This window comes from Colwellia piezophila ATCC BAA-637 (assembly GCF_000378625.1).
Lineage (GTDB): Bacteria > Pseudomonadota > Gammaproteobacteria > Enterobacterales > Alteromonadaceae > Colwellia > Colwellia piezophila.
In genome coordinates this window covers 487,452-512,213 of sequence record NZ_KB905160.1, presented here as the reverse complement: position 1 = coordinate 512,213, position 24,762 = coordinate 487,452, and the positions used below count along the sequence as shown (strand labels likewise).

General features: G+C 40.3%; 14 protein-coding genes. 5 read left to right on the top strand and 9 right to left on the bottom strand.

All coding sequences use genetic code 11. The annotated features are described in order from the left end of the window. Positions 1–185 precede the first annotated feature (185 nt). Positions 186–2,081, bottom strand: coding sequence for an alpha-L-fucosidase (locus F580_RS25315; protein ID WP_019026071.1), 1,896 nt, complete (start codon positions 2,079–2,081; stop codon positions 186–188). A gap of 106 nt (positions 2,082–2,187) precedes the next feature. Between F580_RS25315 and F580_RS0102240 the strand changes: the two genes are divergently transcribed. The 3 genes from F580_RS0102240 (at position 2,188) to F580_RS0102230 (ending at position 6,319) form a co-directional block, all read left to right on the top strand. Next, positions 2,188–3,714 carry an alpha-L-fucosidase gene (locus F580_RS0102240; protein ID WP_019026070.1) on the top strand — a complete coding sequence of 509 codons (1,527 nt, stop codon included), beginning with the start codon at positions 2,188–2,190 and terminating at the stop codon, positions 3,712–3,714. Between the two features lie 88 nt (positions 3,715–3,802). Further along, the gene (locus F580_RS0102235; protein WP_019026069.1) at positions 3,803–5,341 is read left to right on the top strand and encodes a sulfatase family protein; all 1,539 of its coding nucleotides are present in this window, start codon (positions 3,803–3,805) and stop codon (positions 5,339–5,341) included. A 228-nt stretch (positions 5,342–5,569) separates the two neighbouring features. Next, entirely contained in the window at positions 5,570–6,319 is a 750-nt protein-coding gene (locus tag F580_RS0102230) for an SGNH/GDSL hydrolase family protein (protein WP_019026068.1), read from the top strand. Between the two features lie 176 nt (positions 6,320–6,495). Here the strand turns inward: F580_RS0102230 and F580_RS23785 are convergent, their stop codons facing one another. The 8 genes from F580_RS23785 to F580_RS0102190 form a co-directional block, all read right to left on the bottom strand. Then, positions 6,496–8,007: an alpha-L-fucosidase gene (locus F580_RS23785; protein ID WP_019026067.1), complete on the bottom strand. Its 1,512-nt coding sequence runs from the start codon at positions 8,005–8,007 to the stop codon at positions 6,496–6,498. Between the two features lie 88 nt (positions 8,008–8,095). Further along, positions 8,096–10,774: a DUF1565 domain-containing protein gene (locus tag F580_RS0102220; protein ID WP_019026066.1), complete on the bottom strand. Its 2,679-nt coding sequence runs from the start codon at positions 10,772–10,774 to the stop codon at positions 8,096–8,098. A gap of 21 nt (positions 10,775–10,795) precedes the next feature. Then, a complete protein-coding gene (locus F580_RS25310; protein ID WP_019026065.1) occupies positions 10,796–12,931 on the bottom strand; it encodes an alpha-L-fucosidase in 2,136 nt (711 codons plus the stop codon). A gap of 320 nt (positions 12,932–13,251) precedes the next feature. After that, positions 13,252–14,091 carry a fumarylacetoacetate hydrolase family protein gene (locus tag F580_RS0102210; protein ID WP_019026064.1) on the bottom strand — a complete coding sequence of 280 codons (840 nt, stop codon included), beginning with the start codon at positions 14,089–14,091 and terminating at the stop codon, positions 13,252–13,254. A gap of 126 nt (positions 14,092–14,217) precedes the next feature. Next, positions 14,218–15,447, bottom strand: coding sequence for an alpha-L-fucosidase (locus tag F580_RS0102205; protein WP_019026063.1), 1,230 nt, complete (start codon positions 15,445–15,447; stop codon positions 14,218–14,220). A gap of 299 nt (positions 15,448–15,746) precedes the next feature. Further along, positions 15,747–17,204 (bottom strand): sulfatase family protein, encoded by a 1,458-nt coding sequence (locus tag F580_RS0102200; protein ID WP_019026062.1) that lies wholly within the window; start codon positions 17,202–17,204, stop codon positions 15,747–15,749. Between the two features lie 352 nt (positions 17,205–17,556). After that, positions 17,557–19,518 (bottom strand): sulfatase-like hydrolase/transferase, encoded by a 1,962-nt coding sequence (locus tag F580_RS23775; protein ID WP_019026061.1) that lies wholly within the window; start codon positions 19,516–19,518, stop codon positions 17,557–17,559. Positions 19,519–19,543: 25 nt separating this feature from the next. Further along, positions 19,544–21,112 (bottom strand): sulfatase family protein, encoded by a 1,569-nt coding sequence (locus F580_RS0102190; RefSeq protein ID WP_019026060.1) that lies wholly within the window; start codon positions 21,110–21,112, stop codon positions 19,544–19,546. Between the two features lie 165 nt (positions 21,113–21,277). On the opposite strand from F580_RS0102190, the gene F580_RS0102185 reads away from it, so the two are divergent. Continuing rightward, the gene (locus F580_RS0102185; protein ID WP_019026059.1) at positions 21,278–23,155 is read left to right on the top strand and encodes an alpha-L-fucosidase; all 1,878 of its coding nucleotides are present in this window, start codon (positions 21,278–21,280) and stop codon (positions 23,153–23,155) included. 45 nt (positions 23,156–23,200) lie between these two features. Further along, complete coding sequence (locus F580_RS23770) at positions 23,201–24,715, top strand: alpha-L-fucosidase (RefSeq protein ID WP_019026058.1); 1,515 nt, start codon at positions 23,201–23,203, stop codon at positions 24,713–24,715. Positions 24,716–24,762: the final 47 nt, after the last annotated feature.

Below are 24,762 nucleotides of genomic sequence, written 5' to 3'. Positions count from 1 at the left end.
TCGGTAAGATGGCAATGTTGGCTAAACCTGCACTCATAACTGACATTGAATATTCAGACAAAATCACCTTGTGATTGATCGTTATCTTCCCTAAACAATTTAATTTATCTGAATTGTTGCTAAGGAGCCATAAACCTTACATTAATTTACATAATCTGCTGATTTGTAAAACATAAACCGCTAACCTACTGCTGTTCGACCAGAAGCTTCATGGTCAAACTGCGTAGATTAAATTTATCTAGTCGTGATGTTTTAGTTTGAGCAAAAGGCAAACGTTTGGTTATTTCGGTAGAAATTTGATAGTGCCCTGGTTTAGCAAAGCTCAAAATACCCAGTTCTATTTCCTTAAATTGCTTTTTACTACCGGTTGCTACCGATAACGCGGTGATAGTTTGTTGACCGTTAGAGACTGTATATTCAATGCCTGCACGGGTATTGTCGGCAGCTTGTTCAGAAAATATCTGATATCGCCCCGGCACTGAGATATTAATATGCCAAGACATTATTTGGCCATTATGAGTCCAATGAAAACTCGCATCATTTTTTTTATCATAACCAAAACGCAAACTATTGATATAACTTAATTTAACCGGTAACTTAAAGTTATTATCAAGTGCCTGCATGGTTTGGTCGGCAATGCGAATTGGTGTTTCATCTAAAGATAAAGCTAATACTGTAATGGTTTCTGCTTTAATTGTTGCTGGTAAAGTAATTTGTAAACTTCGCCCTTGTTGATTAATACTCAATGAATCTTTATTTTCATCGGCGAGTAAATAGGCTTTTTTAACACGACTTAATAGCCCATCAATTTCATAAGACTCACCGGCAATAGCCTCCATGAGGTGGATATAAAGTTTGTTACCTTTCACTGTCATCGGATATTTGTGATGGCTAAACGGACTAGCATCTGCATCATAAATAGCCTCGCCATTAATTGTTAGCCATTGTCCTAATTCACGTAAAACTTGGGCTTGCGCCTCAGGAATACTGCCATGACCATCAGGAGCTACATTTAATAGCAATACGCCTCCTTTACTGACCACTTCCACCAAGTTATCAATAAATTCAGCTGCGGGCCTAACGTTCGCCCAAGAGGTATATCCCCATGGGTTAACTACCGAAGTATGGGTTTGCCAAGGAATGTTAATGTTTTCAATAGCATTTTTAGCATCCACATAAACACCAGGAGGGAAGCCATGATCTTTTGCTGACTCAAAGTGGCCGTGCCCGCCGCCAATCCTGGAATTCATTAATACTTGCGGCTGGTTTTTATTCACCATCGCTATCAACTTGCCAGCATCATCACTATTAATTGGCCCTGGTGTATCAAACCACATCATCGCCAAGTCACCATAATTTTGTACCAGCTCCTCAACTTGGGCAATGGCTTTATTATTAAGATAAGCGGAAAAGGCTTTTTTAGAAGGCTTAGTAAAGTCCCACGTATTACCTATGCCGCCCGACTCGTGCCAGTCTTGCGTTTGCGAGTAATAAAAGCCCAAACGAATGCCTTTATCCTTGACCGCCTCAGCTAACTCCTTCATTGGATCGCGCCCAGTGCCGGAAAAATCAGTGATGTCATAATTCGAGACTTTAGAGTCAAACATCGCAAAACCATCATGATGCTTAGCAGTAACCACGACAAAGCCCATACCGGCATCTTGTGCTAATTGTGCCCAGTCATCGGCATTAAAACCTGCCAAGTCGATTTTCTTTGCTGCTATCTGCTCATAGGTTTTTACTGGGATAACAGCACGATTCATAATCCACTCACCAGCACTACGTTTACCTTGGTACATACCGCCTAATACGGCATAGGGACCCCAGTGAATAAATAGTCCAATTTTATCGTGATAAAGCTGCTGCATAGACGCCCGGCTCTCAGCGGTGAAATTAGTTTTAGTTGGTGCCCCTTCAACCAGTGAAAAATCAATATCTGGCTCAGTATGCAAACTAACATTGTCATCACTACTCACTTGCAGTGACGTTATTATGATTGATGCACCGATAATGTATTTTACCGCGTTATAAAATTTATTCATCTGGGTGTTCAACGGGATTATGATTTTATTGTTAGCCATTAACTTTGCCTCTTAACACTTTATAAATTCAGTTGACGATGTATATCAAAAAGTATACTGTTCTTTTATATCTAAAGATACACAACGAGTGAATAGGCTTATTAATATGAAAAAAATACTTTCTGTCACACTGGCATCATTACTCGCCTTAAGTGGTACAGCTAACGCTACCGAGCAAGAGTATCAGGCAAATTGGCAATCGATAGACAGTCGTGAAACACCCCAATGGTGGCGTGATGCCCGTTTTGGTATTTTCATTCATTGGGGACTTTATTCTGTACCTGCCTATTCTCCACACGGACAATATGCTGAGTGGTACTGGCATCATAAAGATGGCAATAAAAATGTTCGTTTTGATGGCCAGCCGATGAGAGATGGCTCTCCCGCACATAAAAAAGCCTTAAGTGTGCAAAAAGACGTGCAAGGCTATCAAAATAAGGTCTATGGAGAAGATTCAAAATATGAAGATTTTGCCGAGCAGTTTACCGCTGAGTTATTTGATGCCGATCATTGGGCTGATATCTTCGACCGAGCTGGTGCCAGATATGTAGTATTAACCTCAAAACATCATGAAGGCTACACTTTATGGCCGAATAAACATGCGAGTGAATCTTTTGGTCGACCGTGGAACTCTGTTGAAATTGGTCCTAAGCGTGACCTTGTTGGCGAGTTAACCGAAGCGGTGAATAAAAAAGCCAATGTAAAAATGGGCTTGTATTATTCCATCTGGGATTGGTTCAACCCTAAATGGTTAGAAGATAAAGATAAATACATAGACGAAGTCTATTTCCCACAAATCAAAGAGCTCATTACTAAATATAAACCTAGTGTACTTTATACCGATGGCGACTGGTTTTTAGGTGAAGAGGTTTGGCGTCCGTTAGAAATATTACCTTGGATCTTGAATGAAAACCCTCGTGGTGATCAACTGGTGATCAATGATAGGTGGGGTAAAGTACGTGGTAAACACGGTGGCTATTATACTACCGAATACGGCAAAGGTTTCCCTAACGGTGACCATGCTTGGGAAGAAACGCGTGGCATAGGCCATTCATTTGGTTATAACCGTCATGAATCAATTGATCAATACGCCAGCACCGAAGACTTAATTTTTAATTTAGTTGATATCGTCAGTCGCGGTGGTAACTTCTTATTGGATATCGGGCCAACGGGTGATGGTAGAATTCCGCCAATTATGGAAGCACGGTTATTAGAAATGGGTGACTGGTTAAAAGTTAATGGTGAAGCAATTTATGGTACTCGCGATTGGATCAAAGATGCGCAATGGAGTGATGGTAAACGCGCCAAGTACAGTAAAAAAGACTACCACTATGGTAATCCGATTAAAGAAATGACTATAGCACCGAAGCCGGGTTATGCCGTTAAACAAGCTTACTTTACTAAAAAAGCTGATAATGTTTACGCTATTTTACCGCGCTGGCCTGAGTCAGGAAAACTGCTGATTAAAGACTTGAAACTTAGTAAAGAAAGCCAAGTGACTATGTTAGGTGTAGCAGGAGCGCTTAGCTTCACCCAAACCGACAAAGGTGTTGAAGTTATTATGCCTAATTTACGCCCATCTCAAGTACCTAGTCTTTACTTACAAACGGTGAAGTTTTCATCGGTAAAATAAATTAACTTTTATTTATCAAATATATAAACCACTTGTTTCTCTTGTAGCAAGTGGTTTTTTATTTACTAAAGCTAAAAAGGAAGTAAACATGCAAACGTTAGCAAAAAAAATATTTTTAATACTTACTCTATCAGCAGGTTATATAACCTGCTCTTTTGCTAATGAGCAAACTCAACCTAATATTATTATTTTCCTTGCTGATGATCTTGGTTATGGTGAAATTCAACATCTTAACCCTGAGCACGGAAAAATACCCACGCCTAATCTTGATGCCTTAGCCAGAAGTGGTTTAACGTTCACTGACGCTCATTCGGCCTCCTCGGTTTGTACTCCGACACGTTATGCCTTGTTAACCGGCCGTTATGCTTGGCGCACACGTTTACAAAAAGGCGTGTTAACCGGCGGAGAGTCATTAATCGCAGAAAACCGACTGACCTTAGCTAAAATGCTAAAAAACCAAGGTTATCACACCAGCATGATCGGAAAATGGCATCTAGGTATGCTGTTTGATGGTAAGCATGATAAAAGTGCTGATATTACGGTTGGCACAAAAGTTAGCGAAGGGCCCATTGATAAAGGCGGTTTTGATGAGTTTTTGGGGTTCCATCATGCCCGGCAGATGAACTTACTGATCAAAAACCAGCAAGTTAGTGAAAAAATAACACCGGTAGAAATGTTACCGCGTTTAACCCAAGCAGCGGTTGCATATATCGACAGTAGAAAAAACAACAAGCAGCCCTTCTTTCTTTATATTCCGTGGAACTCCCCGCATAGCCCAGTAAAGCCGAGTAAAGCCTGGTTAGGTAAAAGTGGACTCAATGAACATGCCGATTTTGTTATGCAAACCGATGATAGTACCGGCCAAGTAATTGCTGCCTTAAAGCGTAATAACTTACTCGAAAATACTATTATTATCAGCTCTGCCGATAATGGCACGTCGGAGAAAACTGCCAATGCTAAGGCGTTGGTTGCCCAAGGTCATTATCCTTCTGGCAATTTACGGGGTTATAAATCAGATTCATGGGATGGTGGCCATCGGGTACCGTTTTTTGTCTCTTGGCCAAAGGTTATTCCTGCTAATTCAGTATCAAGCCAACTTATTAGTTTAAATGATATTTTCTCTACGCTGGCTGAACTGCTCAAGATTAACCTAGCTGACATTAACACTGAATACATTAACGATGAGAACAATGCCACTAAGAGCAGTACCGCTAAAAACAGTGTCGCTGATGGTAATGTCGCTGAAGGCAATGTTGCCGAAGACAGTATTAGTTTTCTGCCACTACTGGTAAAAACTAAAAAAAATAACATCCCACAAAAAAAGCCACTGCGACAAAATATCATCCATCATTCGATATCAGGTCATTTTGCTATTCGACAAGGACCATGGAAACTCATCCTTGCCTCTGGCTCTGGTGGTTGGAGTAAACCTAAAAAAGTAAAAGGTATTAGCGCGCAACTCTATAATCTCGACCATGATCTTGGTGAACAAGATAACTTAGCCCGCGCCATGCCAGAAAAAGTTGCCGAACTAACCGCATTATTACAAGCCCAAGTAGCAGCAGGCCGTTCGACCCCTGGTATAAAACAACACAATGATGTGACGGTTAATATCTTTAAACATTAACCATTAACCATTAACCATTAAAAATTAACGCTTAATAAATAACATGCCTATGTAGATTACTCATGAACTTTTTGTAAACGTCATCTTCGAAGTCTCTTATCGAAGATCCATTGCTCTTTATACACTGGATCCCCGATTAAAACACCACGGGGATGACGACCTTGAGGCAAGTGCATAGGCATGATAAATAATTATTGTTACCCCTTGATAGTAAAGAAGAGAATCCTTATGTATAAAAACATCGTAGTTATCGTCACCCTGAGCTTAACATGGCTCACCTTAACCCATGCTAATGCAGCGGTTGAACCTGGCTCTTTTGAGCAGCAAGCAAGAAAATTAACATGGGCGGTTGAGCCACAGGCTAACCTGCCGAATGTATTGATTATTGGTGATAGTATCTCCATTGGTTACACCTTAGGCGTTAGGGAATTATTAAAGGGCAAGGCCAATGTCTACCGACCCATTAAACAGCAAGGTAAATTACCTGACAATGGTGGTGATACCCGCAAAGGACTGAGAAGTATTGAAAATTGGCTGAAGACCCAAGGGGTCAAACAATGGCAAGTGATACATTTCAACTGGGGTTTGCACGATTTAAAGCGTATTACTAAGGGTATGGGGGTTAAAAGTAATGATGCAAACCAACCCGCTAAATTGAGCATTAAACAATATGCTAAAAATTTAGAAGAATTAGTCAAACGTTTGCAGCTAACCGGTGCCAAATTGATTTTTGCCACCACCACCCCCTACCCAACGGGCGTGACCCCATCGCGAATCCCCAATGATGCGGTATTATACAATCAAGCTGCGCTAGCAGTGATGGCACGCCATCAAGTGCAAGTGAACGATTTATATAACAAAATAAAACCGAACCTAACAACTTTACAGCAACCAGTTAATGTCCATTTCAATAAGCAAGGATCACAGTTTTTAGCCGAGAAAGTCAGTGAAGTGATTAAACCGTACCTAGCGGGGTAAACCTACTGACACTATACCTATCGAGAGAATACCGAGTAGAGTGATAGTTAGGGCCATACTTCTTCAACATAAAGCCAATAAAAAGCCTTGCTAACACAGTTAACAAGGCTTTTTATTGTGCGATTAAGAAACTCTATCAATACGATTCTAATCGCCAATTCCTAATCAAGTCAGTATTACAAGCTAATCTCTAGCGCATAACCTATACCATCATCACTAAACGTTGGTAATTCTACAGTTAAGCCCTTTGAACCATTAGTCCATTTCACCAGTTCAGAAGTACCTAATAAACGAACATTCTTCACTGTTTTACCTTTGAAAGCTTGGACTAAGACTTGGTTGTTGTCGGCACGAGCAAGGGCAATAGCATAAACCTTATGCTCTTTTTCAGTAAACCAAAAATCATCCTGGCTAAATTCAAATTTGAACTTCTTCTTACTACGATGTCCGGTACCTTTCATTTGTAAATTAGTCGGTCCTTCATGGTCAACTTGCCATGGTTTAGTGCCATAAATAGCATCACCATTCACTTTTAACCATTTACCTACCGCTAACAGGTTCTCCACTGATTTAGCCGGAATAGTACCGGTACCATCAGGGCCAACATTTAATAAAAAGTTTCCGCCTTTACTGACATTGGCAACTAGCCAATACAATGTTTCTATTGGTGATTTCCAATCGGTATCATAAGACTTGTAACCCCATGAATTATTGGTGGTAGCAATGCCTTCCCACGTATTAGCACTGGCGGCATCTGGAATAACATTGTCTCCCGGGGTACCAATATCACCAAAACCATTGCCAATACGTTGATTAACTAGGATTTCAGGGTTGGCATCATATAAGGTTTTATAAAATTCAAAACTGTATTTAGCCGGAAGATAAATCGGTGTATCCATCCACACTTGCGATAAATCGTAGTTATTCACTAGCTCACGTACTTGTGGCAAAGATTTATTGGCAATGTAATCATCGAAAGATACTGGTGAGGGATCAAAGCGATTAACAAACTGCTTCTGTAGAGGATTTTTTGCTGGGCCGTAGTCTTTCATGCCTGAGTCGCCACCATCACGCCAATCAAGGGCATTGGAATAGTATACGCCAAAAGACAAGCCGGATTTTTTACAAGCCACTTCTAACTCACGAATAATATCACGGCCAAAAGGCGTGGCATCAATGACATCATAATCAGTTACTTTCGAATCAAATAAAGCGAATCCATCATGATGTTTAGCGGTGATCACCATGTATTTCATGCCCGCCGCTTTGGCAATGGCAACCCATTCATCAGCATCAAACTTGGTCGGGTTGAAAGTTTTGGCCAATTTTTCATATTCAGCGCGAGGTATTTCTTTGCGGCGCATCACCCACTCGGCAACTCTTGGCCCGGTGCCGCCGTCTTCCATTTTCTCGCCTTGGTATATACCGCCTAACTGCGAGTACAAACCCCAATGGATAAACATGCCATATTTATTTTCATTAAATAACTCCCGACCGCGTTGTTTAGCGGCAGAATCACTCATCACTTGCCATTTAGCACCTAATGCTAGCATTTCTGGCGAGCCCGCAATGCCTGAGCCACTAATTTTTTCAGCCGCTCCTACCATTGACGATGAGAGTGCCATCAATACTGCGGTCGTGACCGCAATGGTTTTTCTAAACTTAGCTTGTTGCTTAACTATTTTCATATTGCTTCTCTCTTCCTCAGATCTATTCATTTATAATTTTTATTTTGTTATTTTGTTATTTTTATAATTTACACTTATGTTTTTACGTTTATTTTTCAACACTAAACTGCCAAACCTTACCTTTTCGTACTTGTTTACCGACCACGACATCAACCCGCCAGTAGTAATCTTTACCTGCGACTAAGCTCTTTGGCGTATAAATATTGTTACTTGGACGAATGCCAGGATAAGTTTCCGCGTGGGCGTGATAAATGGCTTGCGCTTCACTGGCCCCAGCAACCGATTTTTTGTCACTTCCAAAATATAGTCGGTACTCGGTTGCAGCAAGAGCTTCTCGCCACATAAGATCAGTATTAGATTTTACTTTTGTGCTGTCATGAAGCGGGATAGGAAAAGAGGCATATTTTTGCCTTTGTCCGGGGATATTATAATGGGCTTCATTAGCACCGTAAGCGCCAATATAGTGAGTGCCATAAGGCAAACCTTGATAATCTGCATAACCCTTGGTTTTACTGAAGGTTTTAAGATCAATACCTTGTTTGGCGATAGCTGTTTTTGCTTTCGCTCTAAAATCAAAATTAACCGGATCTCGCAACAGCTCACTAACGCTTAAGCCACCCTTTAGGCTAGTTTCATAATCATGAGACTGCTGAACAAGTAATGGCGTTTTACGTTCTATTCTTTTTCCAAGGCCGGCTAAAATATAAGGCGCAAGATTGTTGGCACTGATGGTTTCTAGGTTGGCACCACAATCAATACCTACTTTACAACCCAGTTGCTGCTCGCTAATTTTATGGCGTTTAAGTAAAGCGGTATCATTATTAAGTATTATTCTTGGTGATTCGGGATCTACTTTACCGGTCACATCGTCAATATAAGGAATATCAACGACAGTATTATTAAATATCCTGTGCTTCCAACCTTTGACCACTATGCCGCGGTTGCCCATGGTGACATTATGGTGAATATAGTTATCGGTATTCCATTCACTAACATGTTTAGGGGGAAACGGTGCATCGATACGAATGCCTTTGTCATGATCTGATAACGCCCAGTTGTAGGCGACCGCTAAGCCGGTATTGTTAGCACCAAGAACCGCGCCATCAGTTTGTGCCCAACCTATTTTATCAACGAAGTTATGGGTAATATCGCCGGAATGGGCACGATACATTTGTGATAAGCCGGTATTATAAAAAGTGTTGTAACTAAAGGTGGTATTTTTACCTAAAAAGGTATTGATTGCCGCTTGGAATGGCCAGCCTTCAGCGCCATTATAGTCAATATTGGTAAAGCGGTTATTAATGATTTTATTGTTATTGCCATGAAACTGTAACGCAGGACCATCACTATCACTAAAGCTAGAGTTACGGATAATACTGTTACTACTTTTGTCACTGTTCTGTTTGTATTTTCCGCCGATCATAACGATATCTGGTACCGCATCAACCAAGTTCTTTTTGCCGTTACCTCGAGTGGTGACACTAGCCCAATGCCTTAACATACGTTTTGAAGAACCGGCATACTCGAGCTTTAAGTTATCAAAGACCATTTGATCACAATTATTACAGGTAAAGGTGGTGGCAAAAAAATCTAAGTTTTCAAAATTAACATAATCCGCGTTGTTAATGGTAAAAGCATTGGCTTGTACTTTTGCCCGAACCAATAACGACTGCTCAGTTAAAGCAGCACTGTTTGGCGCCCATAAATAAAGGATTTTCGTTTCTTTATCAAAAAACCATTCTTCTTCTTGATCAAGTAAAGAAAGCGCGGCTTCTAAGTAATAATAATGGCCAGTGCCATAGAGATGCGGCGTAGCAAGATGAGTAAAAGTATCTCCTTGATGGCTCACTACAGGACGCGCCCAAGTACGCCAATGACCATAGTTTAGTATCGCCATGGCGCCAGTAGCATCAAATGTTTGCGCCGCTAAATCGTGACCATAAACATCGGCATTATTGTTAATTCTTTTCCACGGGCGTTTTTTCAGTATTTTTTGCTCAGCGTCGCTCAAAACACGTTTACTTTCTGGTGGCGCATCAATACTAACGCCAAAACAGTATTTACTGTCCAAACCTTGTAAATGACTAAGGTCGGTTAAATCATCATCGTCATTGAAACACTTGTTGATCATTTGCTGGTTGGTGATGCCAGTTTTGATCTTATTCATCACTGGATTAGTGCTATATCGCCCTTCAGCTTTAATGGCATTACGTGCGGTCGCCCAAGCAGAGCGTTTATAAATACTGCCATCACTAAATTTTGCATTGGGCCAGCGCGCCGGCACCATTTGTTGGGCACCTTTGTTATTTAAAATAAATAACTGCCAAACATCTTGGTTCAAATGTATTTTATAAATGTTGCCCTGATGCGGTAACCAACCTGTGCCGCCGGCTTGAATAGCTGTTAGGCTTTTACCACTAGCCAGTTCATCAACACCGCGTGTGCCATCAAAAACAACCCTTTCCCCTGGAAAGGCACTGATGGTGATACGCTTACCTTTTTTACCGTTAATATTGCGTAATTTTTCTGTGCCCTGGTAAACACCTTCGCGTAAATAAACCGTTTGCCCTGGCTTGGCCTTTTTTAAGGCTTTGGCCAAGGTATTATAGGGCGATGTTTGGCTGCCATTATTATTGGCTTTACCTTGCACTGAAACATAAATGGCATCACTGGCAATGACTGAGTGCTCTGTTGCTTGGCTGTTAAAGCTAAGTGCTAACACCGAAAATGCAGTGATAATACCAGTGCTAATTATTGTTAATTTCATAGGAATACTCGTTATTTTATATTACAAACTAGAGACTAATGCTCGTTTAACGGTTAATTTTTCGTTGACGGATTTAATGGCTTTAATTGGATTAACGCTAAGATGATAAACATCCGGACCAAGCCAACCTTTACCTGAGGCAACAAGCCCCATATCGGCTGAGTTATTGTTTTTCTGTTTTTTTACCGGCTTTTCTACAGGACTTTCAATAGGCCTTTCAACAGGTAATAAGGCCAAACGATAAATACCCGGTTTACTTATATTGATAACACCAAAGTCAACGCTATAAGGCTGTTTACTAACATTAGCCGTAGTTATCGTTAAGGCTTGTCCTTTAGGGGAAATCACCCGACCGCGTTTGTTATAAAGTTTCTTTAACTGACTTTCATCAACGCCTAAATACTCAACAATAGCTTTTATTGCTTGGCTGTTTTCAATATCGCTGCTTAGTAAACTGCTTAGTTGATATTGACCTACTTGCTGAAATTCCACTTGCCACTCAATCCATGCTTCGGCTTTACGACCCGGCTTAATTTGCCATTGACTAATTTTAGTCTGTTTAGCACGGCTTGCATTGGTAGCACTGCTTGCGTTGGTAGCACTTTTAGCACTTTCATTGCTAGAATCACTGTCATCATTGGCAACACCATGTTCACTGTCAACAATAAACATATGACTACCTAAATGGTTATGTAACATCACTCTGCTCGTATCGAGAATATACTGGCCATTGTTAAGTGGTTGGTTAAAGCGGTTTTGAGTTAACTGAGGCTTACCGACAATATCAAGTACAATCACTGAACTTACTTTATCGGGAGCCTGCTTTGGTAACATCAGTATTTTACCGTCCGCAGTAGTGGTCACTTTAAGTCCAACTTGATTAGCTTGGTTAGCAAGTAAAAAACTATCAACGACTTGGTTGCTCAGCGGTAGCGTTAATTGACGGCTCTGTGGCCAATGCCAAACATGTAAATATAAACGCGTATTACCATTGGCTAAGGTTTTTTGGGTTACTCTGCCCCAATCAAGAAAAGTAAAGACACTTTGTTCTGTGCCATAGATAGCTTCGCTGTTTATCTTCATCCACTGACCGATATCATCGAGTAAAACTAACGACTGAGCTGGAATTTCACCTTGCGCGGTGGGACCTACATTAAGCAGGAAGTTACCGCCTTTACTGGCAATATCGCCAAGTTTATGGATAAGCTCTGAGGAAGATTTCCACTGTTGATCATTGCTTCGATAACCCCACGAATTATTCATGGTCATACACGTTTCCCAATCATGGCCTGGAATGCCTAAAGCCGGAATATACTGCTCAGGCGTCACCGTATCACCTAGTGCTCCACCACCAAGACGATTATTGGTGATTATGTCGGGTTGCAAAGCGAGATGTTGATAAAACTGCTTAACATGAGCTTGGCGTACGCCTACTGGCGTATCGAACCACAACACCGCGATATCACCATAGTTAGATAAGATTTCTTTGACTTGTGGCGCAGCTATGTCATTAATGTATTGATTAAAAGAGCCTTTTTGCTTGGCATCCCATTGCACATGTTTATGTTTTGCACCACCCGCATGTACCCAGTCTTGGGCCTGTGAATAATAAAACCCTAACTTGATGCCATGTTTACGTGCCGCTTCTGCCAAGGGTTTAAGTAAGTCTTTGCCATAAGGGGAAGCGTCAACCACATCCCAATCTGTTACTTTAGAGTCGTAAAGAGCAAAACCGTCATGGTGTTTAGCGGTAATAATAATGTATTTCATGCCGGCATTTTTAGCGGCAAGTACCCACTTTTCAGCATCATACTTTTGTGGATTAAAATCTGTTGCGTAGGCTTTATAATCATCAACAGGAATTTGGGAACGTAACATGATCCATTCAGCTGCAGCAGGCTTGTCTTGGTAAACACCTGCGGGTACAGAGTAAACGCCCCAATGGATAAATAGGCCAAAGCGCGCTGCTCGCCACCATGCCATACGTTCGTTTCTTTGCTGGTCAGTTTCTAATTCTGGCGCTATCCAAGTAGCACGTGCTAACGGCTTTGTTGGTTGCTTTTGAACTGGTGTTGTTTTATTGCTACATGCGGTAATGACTGACAACAAGACAGTTAAAATAACGATATTTTTTATTTTTATATTTATCATGGTCATTTATTGTCTTTTTCTTGATTGATAGCCGCATATTGGCGACCAGTAGTTAACAAAACATACCTATGCACTTGGCTAAGGATGGCACTTATTAGACAATGCAGACGTCACATGGATGTGAATTATTAGATAATGCAGGAGCACATTATCCTGAGCTTATTGTCCTGAATCCAGTGTATAAAGAGCAATGGATCTTCGATCAGATACTTCGAAGATGACGTTTACAAATAGTTCCTGAGTAAACTACATAGTCATGTAAAATAAAGCTCTTAAACTAGGGGAATAATTTAAGAGCTAAAGTTTAAAATGCTTTAGGTGTTGTTTTACAGCTTAACTGTTTGTTGCTGCTCGCCTAGGCCTTCAATACCTAAGCGCATAACATCACCTTTTTTAAGGTAAATTGGCGGGTTAAAACCTAAACCAACACCTGGTGGTGTACCTGTGCTGATAACGTCACCCGGCTGTAAACTCATAAACTGGCTAATATAACTGACTAAAAATGGCACTTTATAAACCATGGTATTGGTATTGCCATCTTGTACACGTTTACCGTTCACTTCTAACCAAATTTTACGGTTATTACCATCACCTACTTCATCGGTAGTCACTAGGTAAGGGCCTAAGGGGCCAAAGGTGTCACAACCTTTACCTTTCATCCACTGACCTTCTTTTTCAAGTTGGAAAGCGCGTTCAGACAAATCATTCATCACACATAAACCGGCGACATGGTCCATGGCATCTTCTTCTGAAACATAACGGGCTTCTTTACCGATAACCACGGCAAGTTCTACTTCCCAGTCAGACTTTTCTGATCCTGGAGGTAAAATAACTACATCATTTGCGCCTTGTAACGACGAAGTCGCTTTAGCAAATAATACTGGCTCAGAAGGTACTTCCATACCTGACTCTGCTGCATGGTCGGCATAGTTCAAACCAACACAAATACATTTACCAACCATGGCAATAGGTTTGCCAAAACGCTGCTCGCCGGCAACTAAAGGTAAAGATGTTTCATCAATGGTTTTAAGTTGTGCAAGACCGCCACCACCTAATAACTTACTGTCAATATCGCTGACGATTGCTGATAAATCACGTAACTTACCGTCTTTATCGATTAAACCGGGTTTTTCTTGGCCTGGTGCACCAAATCGTACTAATTTCATAATTCATTCCTATATCACTAAGTTTGCTAAATATTAAATTCTTTAATTTATAGATAATTAACAGCCAGTTAACTATCTATAAGTATTATCTCTTCACCAACGGTGTAGCCGGTTTATATGGCCTAGCTATGTAGCACGTCTTTGTTGGCGTAATAACTCACCCACTTTTTTTAACGTTTCTGCTTCTTCTTTAACAATACGGCCATCGCCCATAGGGCCAGAGTTGAGCAATAAGTTGGCGCCCATATTTTGCGCTTGATTGTAAGTTTCCAACACCTGCTCGGCATTTAAACGGTGCGGGGTAAATTTATTAAAGCCCCAACTATGCGCTTGCAAGGTTGAACAAATTTCCATTGGCTTGCCACCACCATCTAAACCAAAACCTTTACGCTCAGGCGCAACAAAGTCTTCCGTGCCGGTTAAACCTTTTTTATAAGAAATTAAGGTATTAGGCTGAGTAGCTCGAATTTTCTCATAAAGCTCATTCACTTTAAGTAACTCAATGGCTTTGGCTAAACCACCGCCGCCATGTTTTTTATCGTATTTTTTAGCAAACTGTTTTGGCACACCTTCACCATCTAACCAGATACCGGCGATAGGCCCATAGTTAGTTAATAACTCGGTGACTTGGTTTTGCATAAACTCGGCATAAATAGCTAAATTTTCTTCACCTTCCGCCAAATATTCAGCCTGCTGATTTTCATAACGTGGACGAGCGGTAACCCCCCAATCACGGTTACTCGGTGCGTGTGGATGTTTCCAATCACGACCGTGAGAGTAATAGAGGAAAAGCCCTAGACCTTTTTGCTGACATTGTTCAGACAGCTCAGCCACTAAATCACGTCGTGCAGGAGAGTTAACACTATTAAAATCGGTATATTTACTGTCAAACAAACAGAAACTGTCGTGATGACGGGTAGTAATATTGATGTACTTCATACCGGCAGCCAAGGCTAAGTCGGTAATATAATCGGCATCAAAATGCGCGGCAGTAAATTGCTCCTTCAACAGTGCATATTCGGCAACATCAATTTTTCCATGCCATTGGATCCATTCGGCAATTGCATGATCGGGTTTGTGTTTATTGACAATTTTTTTACCTTTATACTCACCGCCAAGGTTTGAATATAAACCGTAATGTAAAAACAAACCAAAGCCAGCTTCTTTAAACCAAGTTAATGCGGCTTGTCTAGGATCTTGCGCATATTGCGCTTCATAACCTTTTAAGTAACTTGGTAGTAACAGTGAACTGTTTGTTTTTTCAACGCCGCAGCCTGATAATAAGCTCGGCAGTGTCAGTGATGCTGCGCCTACGCCAGCCATCTGGATAAAATTACGACGTGATATTTTTTTCATACTTTTGTTCCTATTTCTATTCCTAAAGACCTATACCCGTGACCATTCAAGATGCATGTTTCAGAGTGCTTGAGCAATTTCAATTCGAGGCGCTGTGATGAAATAATGGTTGTTCCATTATAAGTCACAGCAACGATGAAGTGATGTTGCTCAAACGCTTCTTCGATGGGTTTAAAATGACTTTATACCGCATTAAATAATCAAACCATAGAATGACTATGCTTAAATTATTTTCCTTGCCTAAAGCCCTTTTAATTCCCACTGAAATCCTGCACTTTGATTGGTAACGGGTATAAAGCTTATTGCTTCCAGCTTTGTGATTTAACACTGACCGGCACATCCCAGCTATTTACCGGTATTTTGTTATAGGTGGGATCATTATCTTTATTAGGCATGCTTTGCGCAGCAGCAGCTAATTTTTCTAAGGCTTGTTGCACTTTCGGATCTTTGCTGTTAATTAAGTTGATTTTTTCTTCTGGATCATTAAGTACATCCACTAATTTTTCATAGTCACGGTTGTTGGTTGGATTAACATAAAGTTTGAACTGTTTATCGCGAAAAACTCGGTCACGGAAATGCCACGCATTTTCAATACCGTTTTCTGATACTTGGGCATTATTTCTACCACCCATGGCCATGATCCACGTTCGTTTTGAATCGTCACTTTTACCCAAGATGAGCGGTGCAAAAGAGCTACCATCGAAGGTATATTCTTTCGGCAATTCAGCACCGCCAAGTTCGGCAAAGGTTGGTAATAAATCGCTAATATCCACTAACGCATCGGTAACTACACCTTGTGGCACTAACTTAGGTGAATTGACAATAAAGGGTAAGTTAACCCCTGGCTCCGTAGTTTTTAGTTTTGCCCCTCTAACCTTACGACCATTGCGAAGACCGGTAACGCCAGCGGTGCCGTTATCTGTAGTCCACACCACAATGGTATTGTCACGTTGACCACTTTTTTCTAGACCTTTAAGCATTTTCGCTAAAATAAAATCTGCGTAACGTACTGCGGCTCTATGCTTTTCATATTTTGTCTTGGCGTAAGGTTCATGGGGTGTTACTTCTAATGGCCCATGGGGTAAGTTCATCGCATAATAAGCAAACCAAGGTTTATTTTTTGCGCCGTTAGTTTCGATAAAATCAAGTAAGAAGTCTGAGAATAAATCTTCGCTATATTTTCCTGGGTAGGTTTTACTGCCATTTTTACCGTGTAAATAAGGGTTCCAATAACGTTTTTTACTGGGTTCATTGCCTTCTTCGTAACCTGTCCACATTAAATATTCATCAAAGCCGTGTTTAACCATGGCATCGGGCTGTAAACGGAAGTCATTCACTTGCCATTTACCGGCAACGGCTGTCGCATAACCAGCACTTTGCATTACTCGAGCAATGCTAGGGTTATTCTGCCAATCGTAATAACCATGTCCCCAACGCGGAGCATCCCAATGATTAACCCAACCATTGCGATAAGGATATTGACCGGTTAAAAATGAAATACGTGTTGGTGTACATTGAGGATTAGCATAGGAGTTGTCAAAACGCATACCTGATTTAGCTAAAGCATCGATATTGGGTGTTTCAATGCCTTGGGCGCCATATGCACTGATCCATTCTTTACCTATATCATCAAGTAATATAAACAGTATGTTCGGTTGTTTAACGTCTTTAGCGGTAGCAAATTGTGCGTATAGAGAACTCGACAGTATGATGACAATAGAGACAAGACTCTTTATGGAAATAAGTTTTGTGTTCACAATTTACTCCGTAGTTAAACTTAATGGGTAATTATAAATACCAAGTGAAAGGTTTAACCCCCAAACCACGTGTATTTTTATATATAGAATATACACGATATTACGAGTAGTTAACTAACAAGTCAATATGGTGAGTGTAAATAAGAGTAAAGATTATTGGTATAATTTGACCGCAGCCGTAATTCAGCTTTAGATGCATTATTACAACGGTATTAGCAAAAAAAAACGGCAAATAATATTAACTATTATTTGCCGTTTGGCTAGCCTTATTCAGAAAAGCTTAACGAGCCGTTAGCCCGATGTTCACTTAATGATATTCACCTAATATAAAGAGGATGAATATTAAATTAAGCTAAATACGCTTCACGTAAACATATATAGCCGCTAGTTGATCTGCCAAACCTTTTTCATCATCAGAAAACCACACTTTCATTTTAAAAGGCCCTTTCATTAACGGCAGCTCAACTTCACCACCATTGGCATTGCTATAAACTACGCCGCGATGCACGATGTCGTTTATTTTGACAAAAATAAACTTACGTTCAACCGGTTTTCCTGCCGGTTTATCCCAAAGGTAACCGGAAATTTGATACTTTGCGGTTTGTTCTGCGGTTAACGACCAAGGTAGTGGTTTGAATTGCTGCTCTTTATTTAACCAAGCATTACGCTGATTTTCTTCATGTAATGGTTTAAAACCAGGGTAAACAGGAACACTGAACGTTGTTGGTGCATCAATCCAGTCCATGCCGTTCAATCGCGTTGGATTTTCATGGTCACTGCCAACCACAATAAGCTGACGAGTACCAAAACGGATACTGTTATCTTGCCAAACTTGTTTTAGCTGCAAACGAAAATCAGCAATAACCCCAGGATACTGAGTACTGACATCATGGTCTTGATGCGGGTCATTAGCAATATCAAACAATTGCTCTTTTTTCTTAGGGTTACGTTTTGAGTCTTTAGCATTGGTGACATAGCGCCACTTTTGCGTCATCAATACCATAGGGCGTTCAATACTAGGCTCATCAACGCGTTGGTTGGTAACCATGATGGTACGATTTAAGAAAGCTTGTTTTACTTCCGCTTCTTTAGCTTCATCACCTTTTACTTCAAACAAAGCTTTTAAACTTAGGCCATCTAGCTCTTGTTGCTGTTTTATTTTTTCTACATCAATACCCGCAAACTCAAGCAAGGTTGGATATAAATCATAGTGTGTCGTTAACGTATCAATATCTCTTGGCTGACCTAGGTTGCCATTAGGATAACTGATAAAGAAAGGTACGCGGTGACCACCTTCATACATTGAGGTTTTATAACCTTTCATGCCCGCGTTATAGACCCATGACTGCCACTTAGGGTCGTCTTTTACTCGTTGACGATAAGCTTGCATATTTTCTTTGCCAAATAAACGGCTATCACTCATGGTTGAGCCATTATCAGTAGCAAAAATGAAAATGGTATTATCGCTAATGCCGGCCTTTTCAATTTCCGCACGTAAGCGCCCTACTTGTTCATCAAGATAAGCAATCATGCCAAAATAACGCGCTCCGGCTTGCGATAAACCTTCTTTTAAATAAGGTTCAACATACTCTGCTGGTGCTCTAAAAGGTGAATGCGGAGCATTGGTGGAGATATAAGCAAAAAAGGGTCTATCCTTATTTTCTTTAATGAACTTAATGCCCTCGTCAAACCATACCTTGGTAGCATAATCCTCAAATTTTTCCGGCTTGCCATTTCTTAAGTAAGTATCGCCAAATTGGGTATTGCCCCAATAATCAGGCGTTTGACCAACACCGCCACCACCATGCATTAATACTTCATCAAAACCTTGATCTTCCGGACGGTTAGGATAGTTGTCACCTAAATGCCATTTACCAAACAAACCGGTTTTATAACCATTATCACGCAAAGCCTCGGCTAAGGTGTAATGTTTACTGTCTAAAATAGAGCGTGCCATAACGGTATGCCAGATTCCTGCTTTCAGGGAGTTTTGCCCAGAAAACAATGCCGCTCTGGTGGGCGAACAGGTTGGTGAAACATGGAAGTTAGTTAAGCGTACACTTTGATCATGCAGTAAATCTATTTGCGGTGTTTTCACTACCGGATTTTGATAAACACCGACATCACCATAACCTTGATCATCGGTGATAACGAGTACAATGTTGGGCTTTCTTTGAACATTGGCTTTAACGTGCTCAGTACTGGCTTTAACGCCTTGGGTATTGGTCGCATCACTTTGACTGCAAGCGCTTAAACCGGTAGCAACTAGGCCAATAAGACTCAGTTTAAATAAATTTTTCATAGGTATATTCATAGGAGCTTCTTTTTATAATTTTAGCTTAGTGTGATTTTCTTTTATTCTTTCTTTGCTTAGGAGCAGTACAGTCATTCTGAGTCATTTGCCAATCACAGCGTACCTCACCAAGATAGTTAGCATAACTGCCTTTAGGGTCGCTATCGATTAGCGGATCGCCGGTCCATTTTTTCAATTTTTCTAATTCAACACGTAAGGCTTTAATTGTTTTTTGATGCTGTGGCAGCTCAGCAATATTACGTAATTCTTCAGGGTCATTAACTAAGTCAAAAAGCTGAGTTTTTTTCACCATAGGGTAATAAATCAGCTTATAACGGTCGTTACGTACCATGCGTTGAAAATGGCGATAACTGCCAACAATATGGGTGAACATAGTATCGGTTTCGCCATTAATTAGCGGTACAATACTGGGCGCATCAACCGAGTCAGGAATTTCAATACCCGCTAATTCAGCCGTAGTAGGAAAAACACTGTTGATATAAAACATGCCTTTAGCAACACGGCCAGCCGCTATGCCTTTACCTTTAATAAGGAAAGGGGCGCGAATACTGTGGTCGTACTGGTTTTGTTTACCTAACAAGCCATGTTTACCTACCGCCAAACCGTGATCTGAAGTCATCACCACGATAGTATTTTCATTAAACTCTGATTGCTCTAAAGAGTCTAAAATTTTACCTATTTGCTCATCTAAATGGGTGATCATTGCATAATACTCACCAATAAAGCTTTTTATGGCTTCAGGCTCGCGTGGGAATGGTAATAATTGCTCATCACGAACGGTATAATCGCCTAAATCAAAATCATGTTGCGCCATATAACTGCCAGGTAAAGCAATGGCTTCACCTGGATACATATCGACATAAGATTGCGGCGATTGACGTGGATCATGCGGCGCTAAAAAAGCCACATACATTAAAAAGGGTTTATCATTACGACTGGCTTTTGTTTGTAAATAATCTACGGCAGCGGCAGCAATTTGCTCACTGGAATGCTGCTTTTTCTTATAAACAATAAAGTTATCTTTTTTAGCTTTGGAAGCATCATAATCCCACATCGCAGGTTGCCATTGGCCGCCATCTTCTTTACGTGACATACCACCGGCGTAAACCGCTTTGCCTAAATCAAAACTACGAACAAAAGCATCTTTGGTCACATGCCATTTACCACTCATAAAAGTTTCGTAACCTGCTTTACGAAAGGTTTCGCCCCAAAGCGGGTAACTCTCACGACCTGATTTTTTCGGACCAAAACCGGTACGGTAAGTATTACGACCGGTATTGATCATCGCTCTGCTTGGCGCACATACCGCAGGAGACCATGAACCTTGATTAAATACATGGCTAAAGCTAGTACCATCACGAGCTAAGCGATCTAAATTTGGTGTTTTAATGGCTTTGTTGCCCAGCGCATTAATGGTATTAACTGTTTGATCATCGGTTAGTAAAAATAAGATATTGGGCTTGCTGGTTTTATTAACCGCGCCACTTTCACTAGCACCGCTGTTACTGGCATAGCTGGTATTAACTAATAACCAGGGCACAGCAATAAGACATAACGCTAATAACTGCCGTGATTTTTTAATATTTTTATTCATCATACACCCTTAAGAATTGACCTTTTATCTAATGACCTCGCTACACTCTAAACCATCACTATGTATGTGTATATATAAAAGTACCACAAATTCGTTGTATAAATAAATATTTACAGTTATGTTAATTATAATCAAAGAAAACATAGTCAAGAGGAGAAAATTAACATGAGAAAAGGAATCAACCAGTATGCAATGTTGACTGTATTCTCTTTATTAATAAGCACTATTAATCATGCGGCTACAACGAATAAAAATAAAAGCATGGACGAACAATGGGGGCAATTTGTACAACATACAAATATTACGGACCCACGCTTACAATGGATGATAGACGACAAGTATTCGATGTTTATTCATTGGGGACTATATTCTCAAATGGCGGGGAAATGGCAGAATAAAACCTATTATGGTATTGGTGAATGGTTAATGCATATGGCAAATATTCCTACCAATGAATATAAAGCTTACGCTAAAAACTTTAACCCGGAAAAATTTGATGCCGATACTTTTGCCAAACTAGCCAAAGACAGTGGTATCAGTTTAATCGTAATCACAGCCAAACATCACGAAGGTTTTGCCATGTTTGATTCTGCGGTCAGTGACTTTACCATTACCAAAGCAACCTCATTTAAACGCGATCCCCTCAAAGAGCTTGCCCTAGCCTGTAAAAAATATGGCATCCGTTTAGGCTTTTATTACTCACAAAATTTTGATTGGGTAGAGCCTGATGCGGCTATGTATAAAGGACCAAAAATCAAGGGACATAAAAGAGATTTTAAACGCTATTTTGACAATAAAGTTGTCCCGCAAGTTACCGAACTATTAACCAACTATGGTGAGATTTCACAGTTCTGGTTCGATACCCCTGGCAACATGTCAAAAAAATATTCTCAAACATTAGTTGATTTAGTCAAAAAACATCAGCCAAATTGTTTACTCAATAGCCGTATCGGCAATGGTTTAGGCGATTTTTCAACCATGGGCGATATGCATATTCCACTTAAAGGCCATGATGGAGTATGGGAGAGTATTGATACCACCAATGACTCTTGGTCTTATGCATGGTACGACAAGCATTGGAAATCACCCAAAAAATTAATGCAGAACTTGGTTAGGGTTATCGCTCGAGGAGGTTTATTTAAACTTAATATAGGCCCTAAAGGTGATGGTTCAATTCCGGCACAAGTAATAGAAAATATGACGATAGCTGGTCAATGGTTAGCCAAAAATAAAAAGGCTATTTATGCAACAACAGCTTCCCCTTATCATGGTTTCCCGTGGGGCGATATTACCGTTAAAAACAATAAACTGTACCTACATGTCTTTGAATTACCAAAACAAGGTAAGTTACTGTTGCCAAGTTTACAAAACTCAGTATTAAGCGCTGTTATGTTAAGCGGTATCGGCAAGGTCACGTTTGAAAAAGAGAATGAAACACTGATATTAACACTGCCTACGAAACTAAATGATGACTTAATTCACGTAATCGAAATCACTCTGGACGGTACGCCAAACATAAGTAGCCAAGCACTCGCTATTGATGGTATTTACCCGACATCCTTACCTGCCGACTTTGCTATTGTAACGGCGGCTAAAATTGAAGAAGTTCGCTGGATGGAAAAATTTGGTGAGCATAAGCATAGCCAAAACATCAGTCAATGGAAAAATAAAAACGCCAAGGCACAATGGAAAAATAAAAACGCCAAGGCACAATGGCAAGTCAATGTACTAAAACCAGGTAAATACACCGTTAAAATAGAATACGCCAGCGATCTTGCTGGTGATGGTTCTCAATGGCAATTGCAAGCCAGTGACGACACTTTAAGTTTTGTCACTATGGATACTGGCTATAGAAGAAACTTACTGGGTTCAAAAGATGATAGAGGGAGAAAAATAAAACCAAGAATGCGTTACCAAACGGTTGAACTTGGCTTGTTAAATTTAACTAAATTAGGTCTACAAAATATTACCCTAATACCAAGAGTTGCAGAAAATAAACAAGCGGTTTGGGTTAAGCGATTAATCATTGAGCCTTATGAATAAATGTCCTTCCAATTAATTGCAAAATAAAAATAAAATGGATTAAAAATGAAATTATCATTAAAAGCAATATTTGCACCATGGTTATTGATTATTCCAACATTCGTGCAGGCCGAAGCAGTGACACTGACCGATTTGTCAGTACAACACCGATTAGCCTCATGGCAGCATATGAACAATAGCAAAAGTGCAGTGATACAAGAATATATGGACATGAAATTTGGCATGTTCATTCATTGGGGCGCTTATGCCAACTTAGGTGGTCAATGGCAAGGAAAAGAAGTAAAAGGCGTAACAGAGTGGATTATGCTTAAAGGAAAAATCCCCAGAGATGTATATAGAAAAGAGGTGGTCGCTAAATTTAACCCGACAAAATTTGATGCTCAAGAGTGGGTACGTATCGCTAAAGATGCGGGTATGAAATATATTGTCATTACGGCAAAACACCATGATGGTTTTGCTCTTTATGACTCCAGTGTCAGTGATTTTGACATTATTGATGCCAGCCCCTTTAAGCAAGATATCATTGCAGAACTCTACCAAGCAGCGAAAAAGGCCGGTATTCGTTTAGGCTTATATTATTCCTTAGGTAAAGATTGGATGGATGGCGGTACCAGTGGTTGTGGTGATCCTGTGACACAGGAGTGGCGCCAAGTCGCACAATATACTACTAAATCAGAAGCCTATATAGAAAAACAGTGTAAGCGTATTAATAATTATATGGATCCCAAGCTTGTGTCACATCAAGAGTACCTTTGGGGTAAATCCTTACCACAAATAAAAGAATTGATGGAAAAATTTCCTGAACTATTACTGGTATGGTTTGATGGCACCGGTTTAATTTCTCATCAAGATAGCTTTAGCTTTTATCAAGCTATCTATGAACGTCAACCTCAAGTCATTATTAACTCGCGCATCAATGGTCATTTTGGCACGAGTAACTGGCATGACTTTAAATCTATGGGTGACAATACTGTTCCAGAAAACATTACTTTAACACCTTGGGAAACAGCCGGCACCATGAATAGCAGTTGGGGTTTTAGGAAGACAGATCACCACTGGAAAAGTTCTACAGAATTACTTTATTGGTTATTAGATGTGGTCAGTAAAGGCGGTAACTATTTACTCAATGTTGGCCCCGACAGCCAAGGTGTGATTCCTTTAGAAAGTACGCAACATTTAGCAGAAATAGGTCTTTGGTTAAAAGAAAATCAAGAGGCTATTTATCAAACCAGACCCTGGTATATTGCGAAAGAAGGCCCTACATCACTTAAAATAAAACACAAAATTAAAAGTGGATTTCCAGAAGTATCCGCGGAAGATTTATGGTTCACACAAAAAAATGGCGCTATTTATGTCTTGGCATTAAAGGTGCCTTCAAACGGTAAACTTGTCATAAAATCATTCAACCAGGATAATATCCAACAAGCAATAACATCAGTAAGCTTACTCGGAGCGTCCGAGCCGTTAACATTCAACCAAACCGAGCATAGTGTAGAAGTAGACCTACCAACGACACTGTCTAAAAATCTGGGTTATGCGCTCAAAGTAAACTTTAATTAGTCGCTAAAAACAGATAAATAAGCCCCTACAGATTATACTTCAGGGGC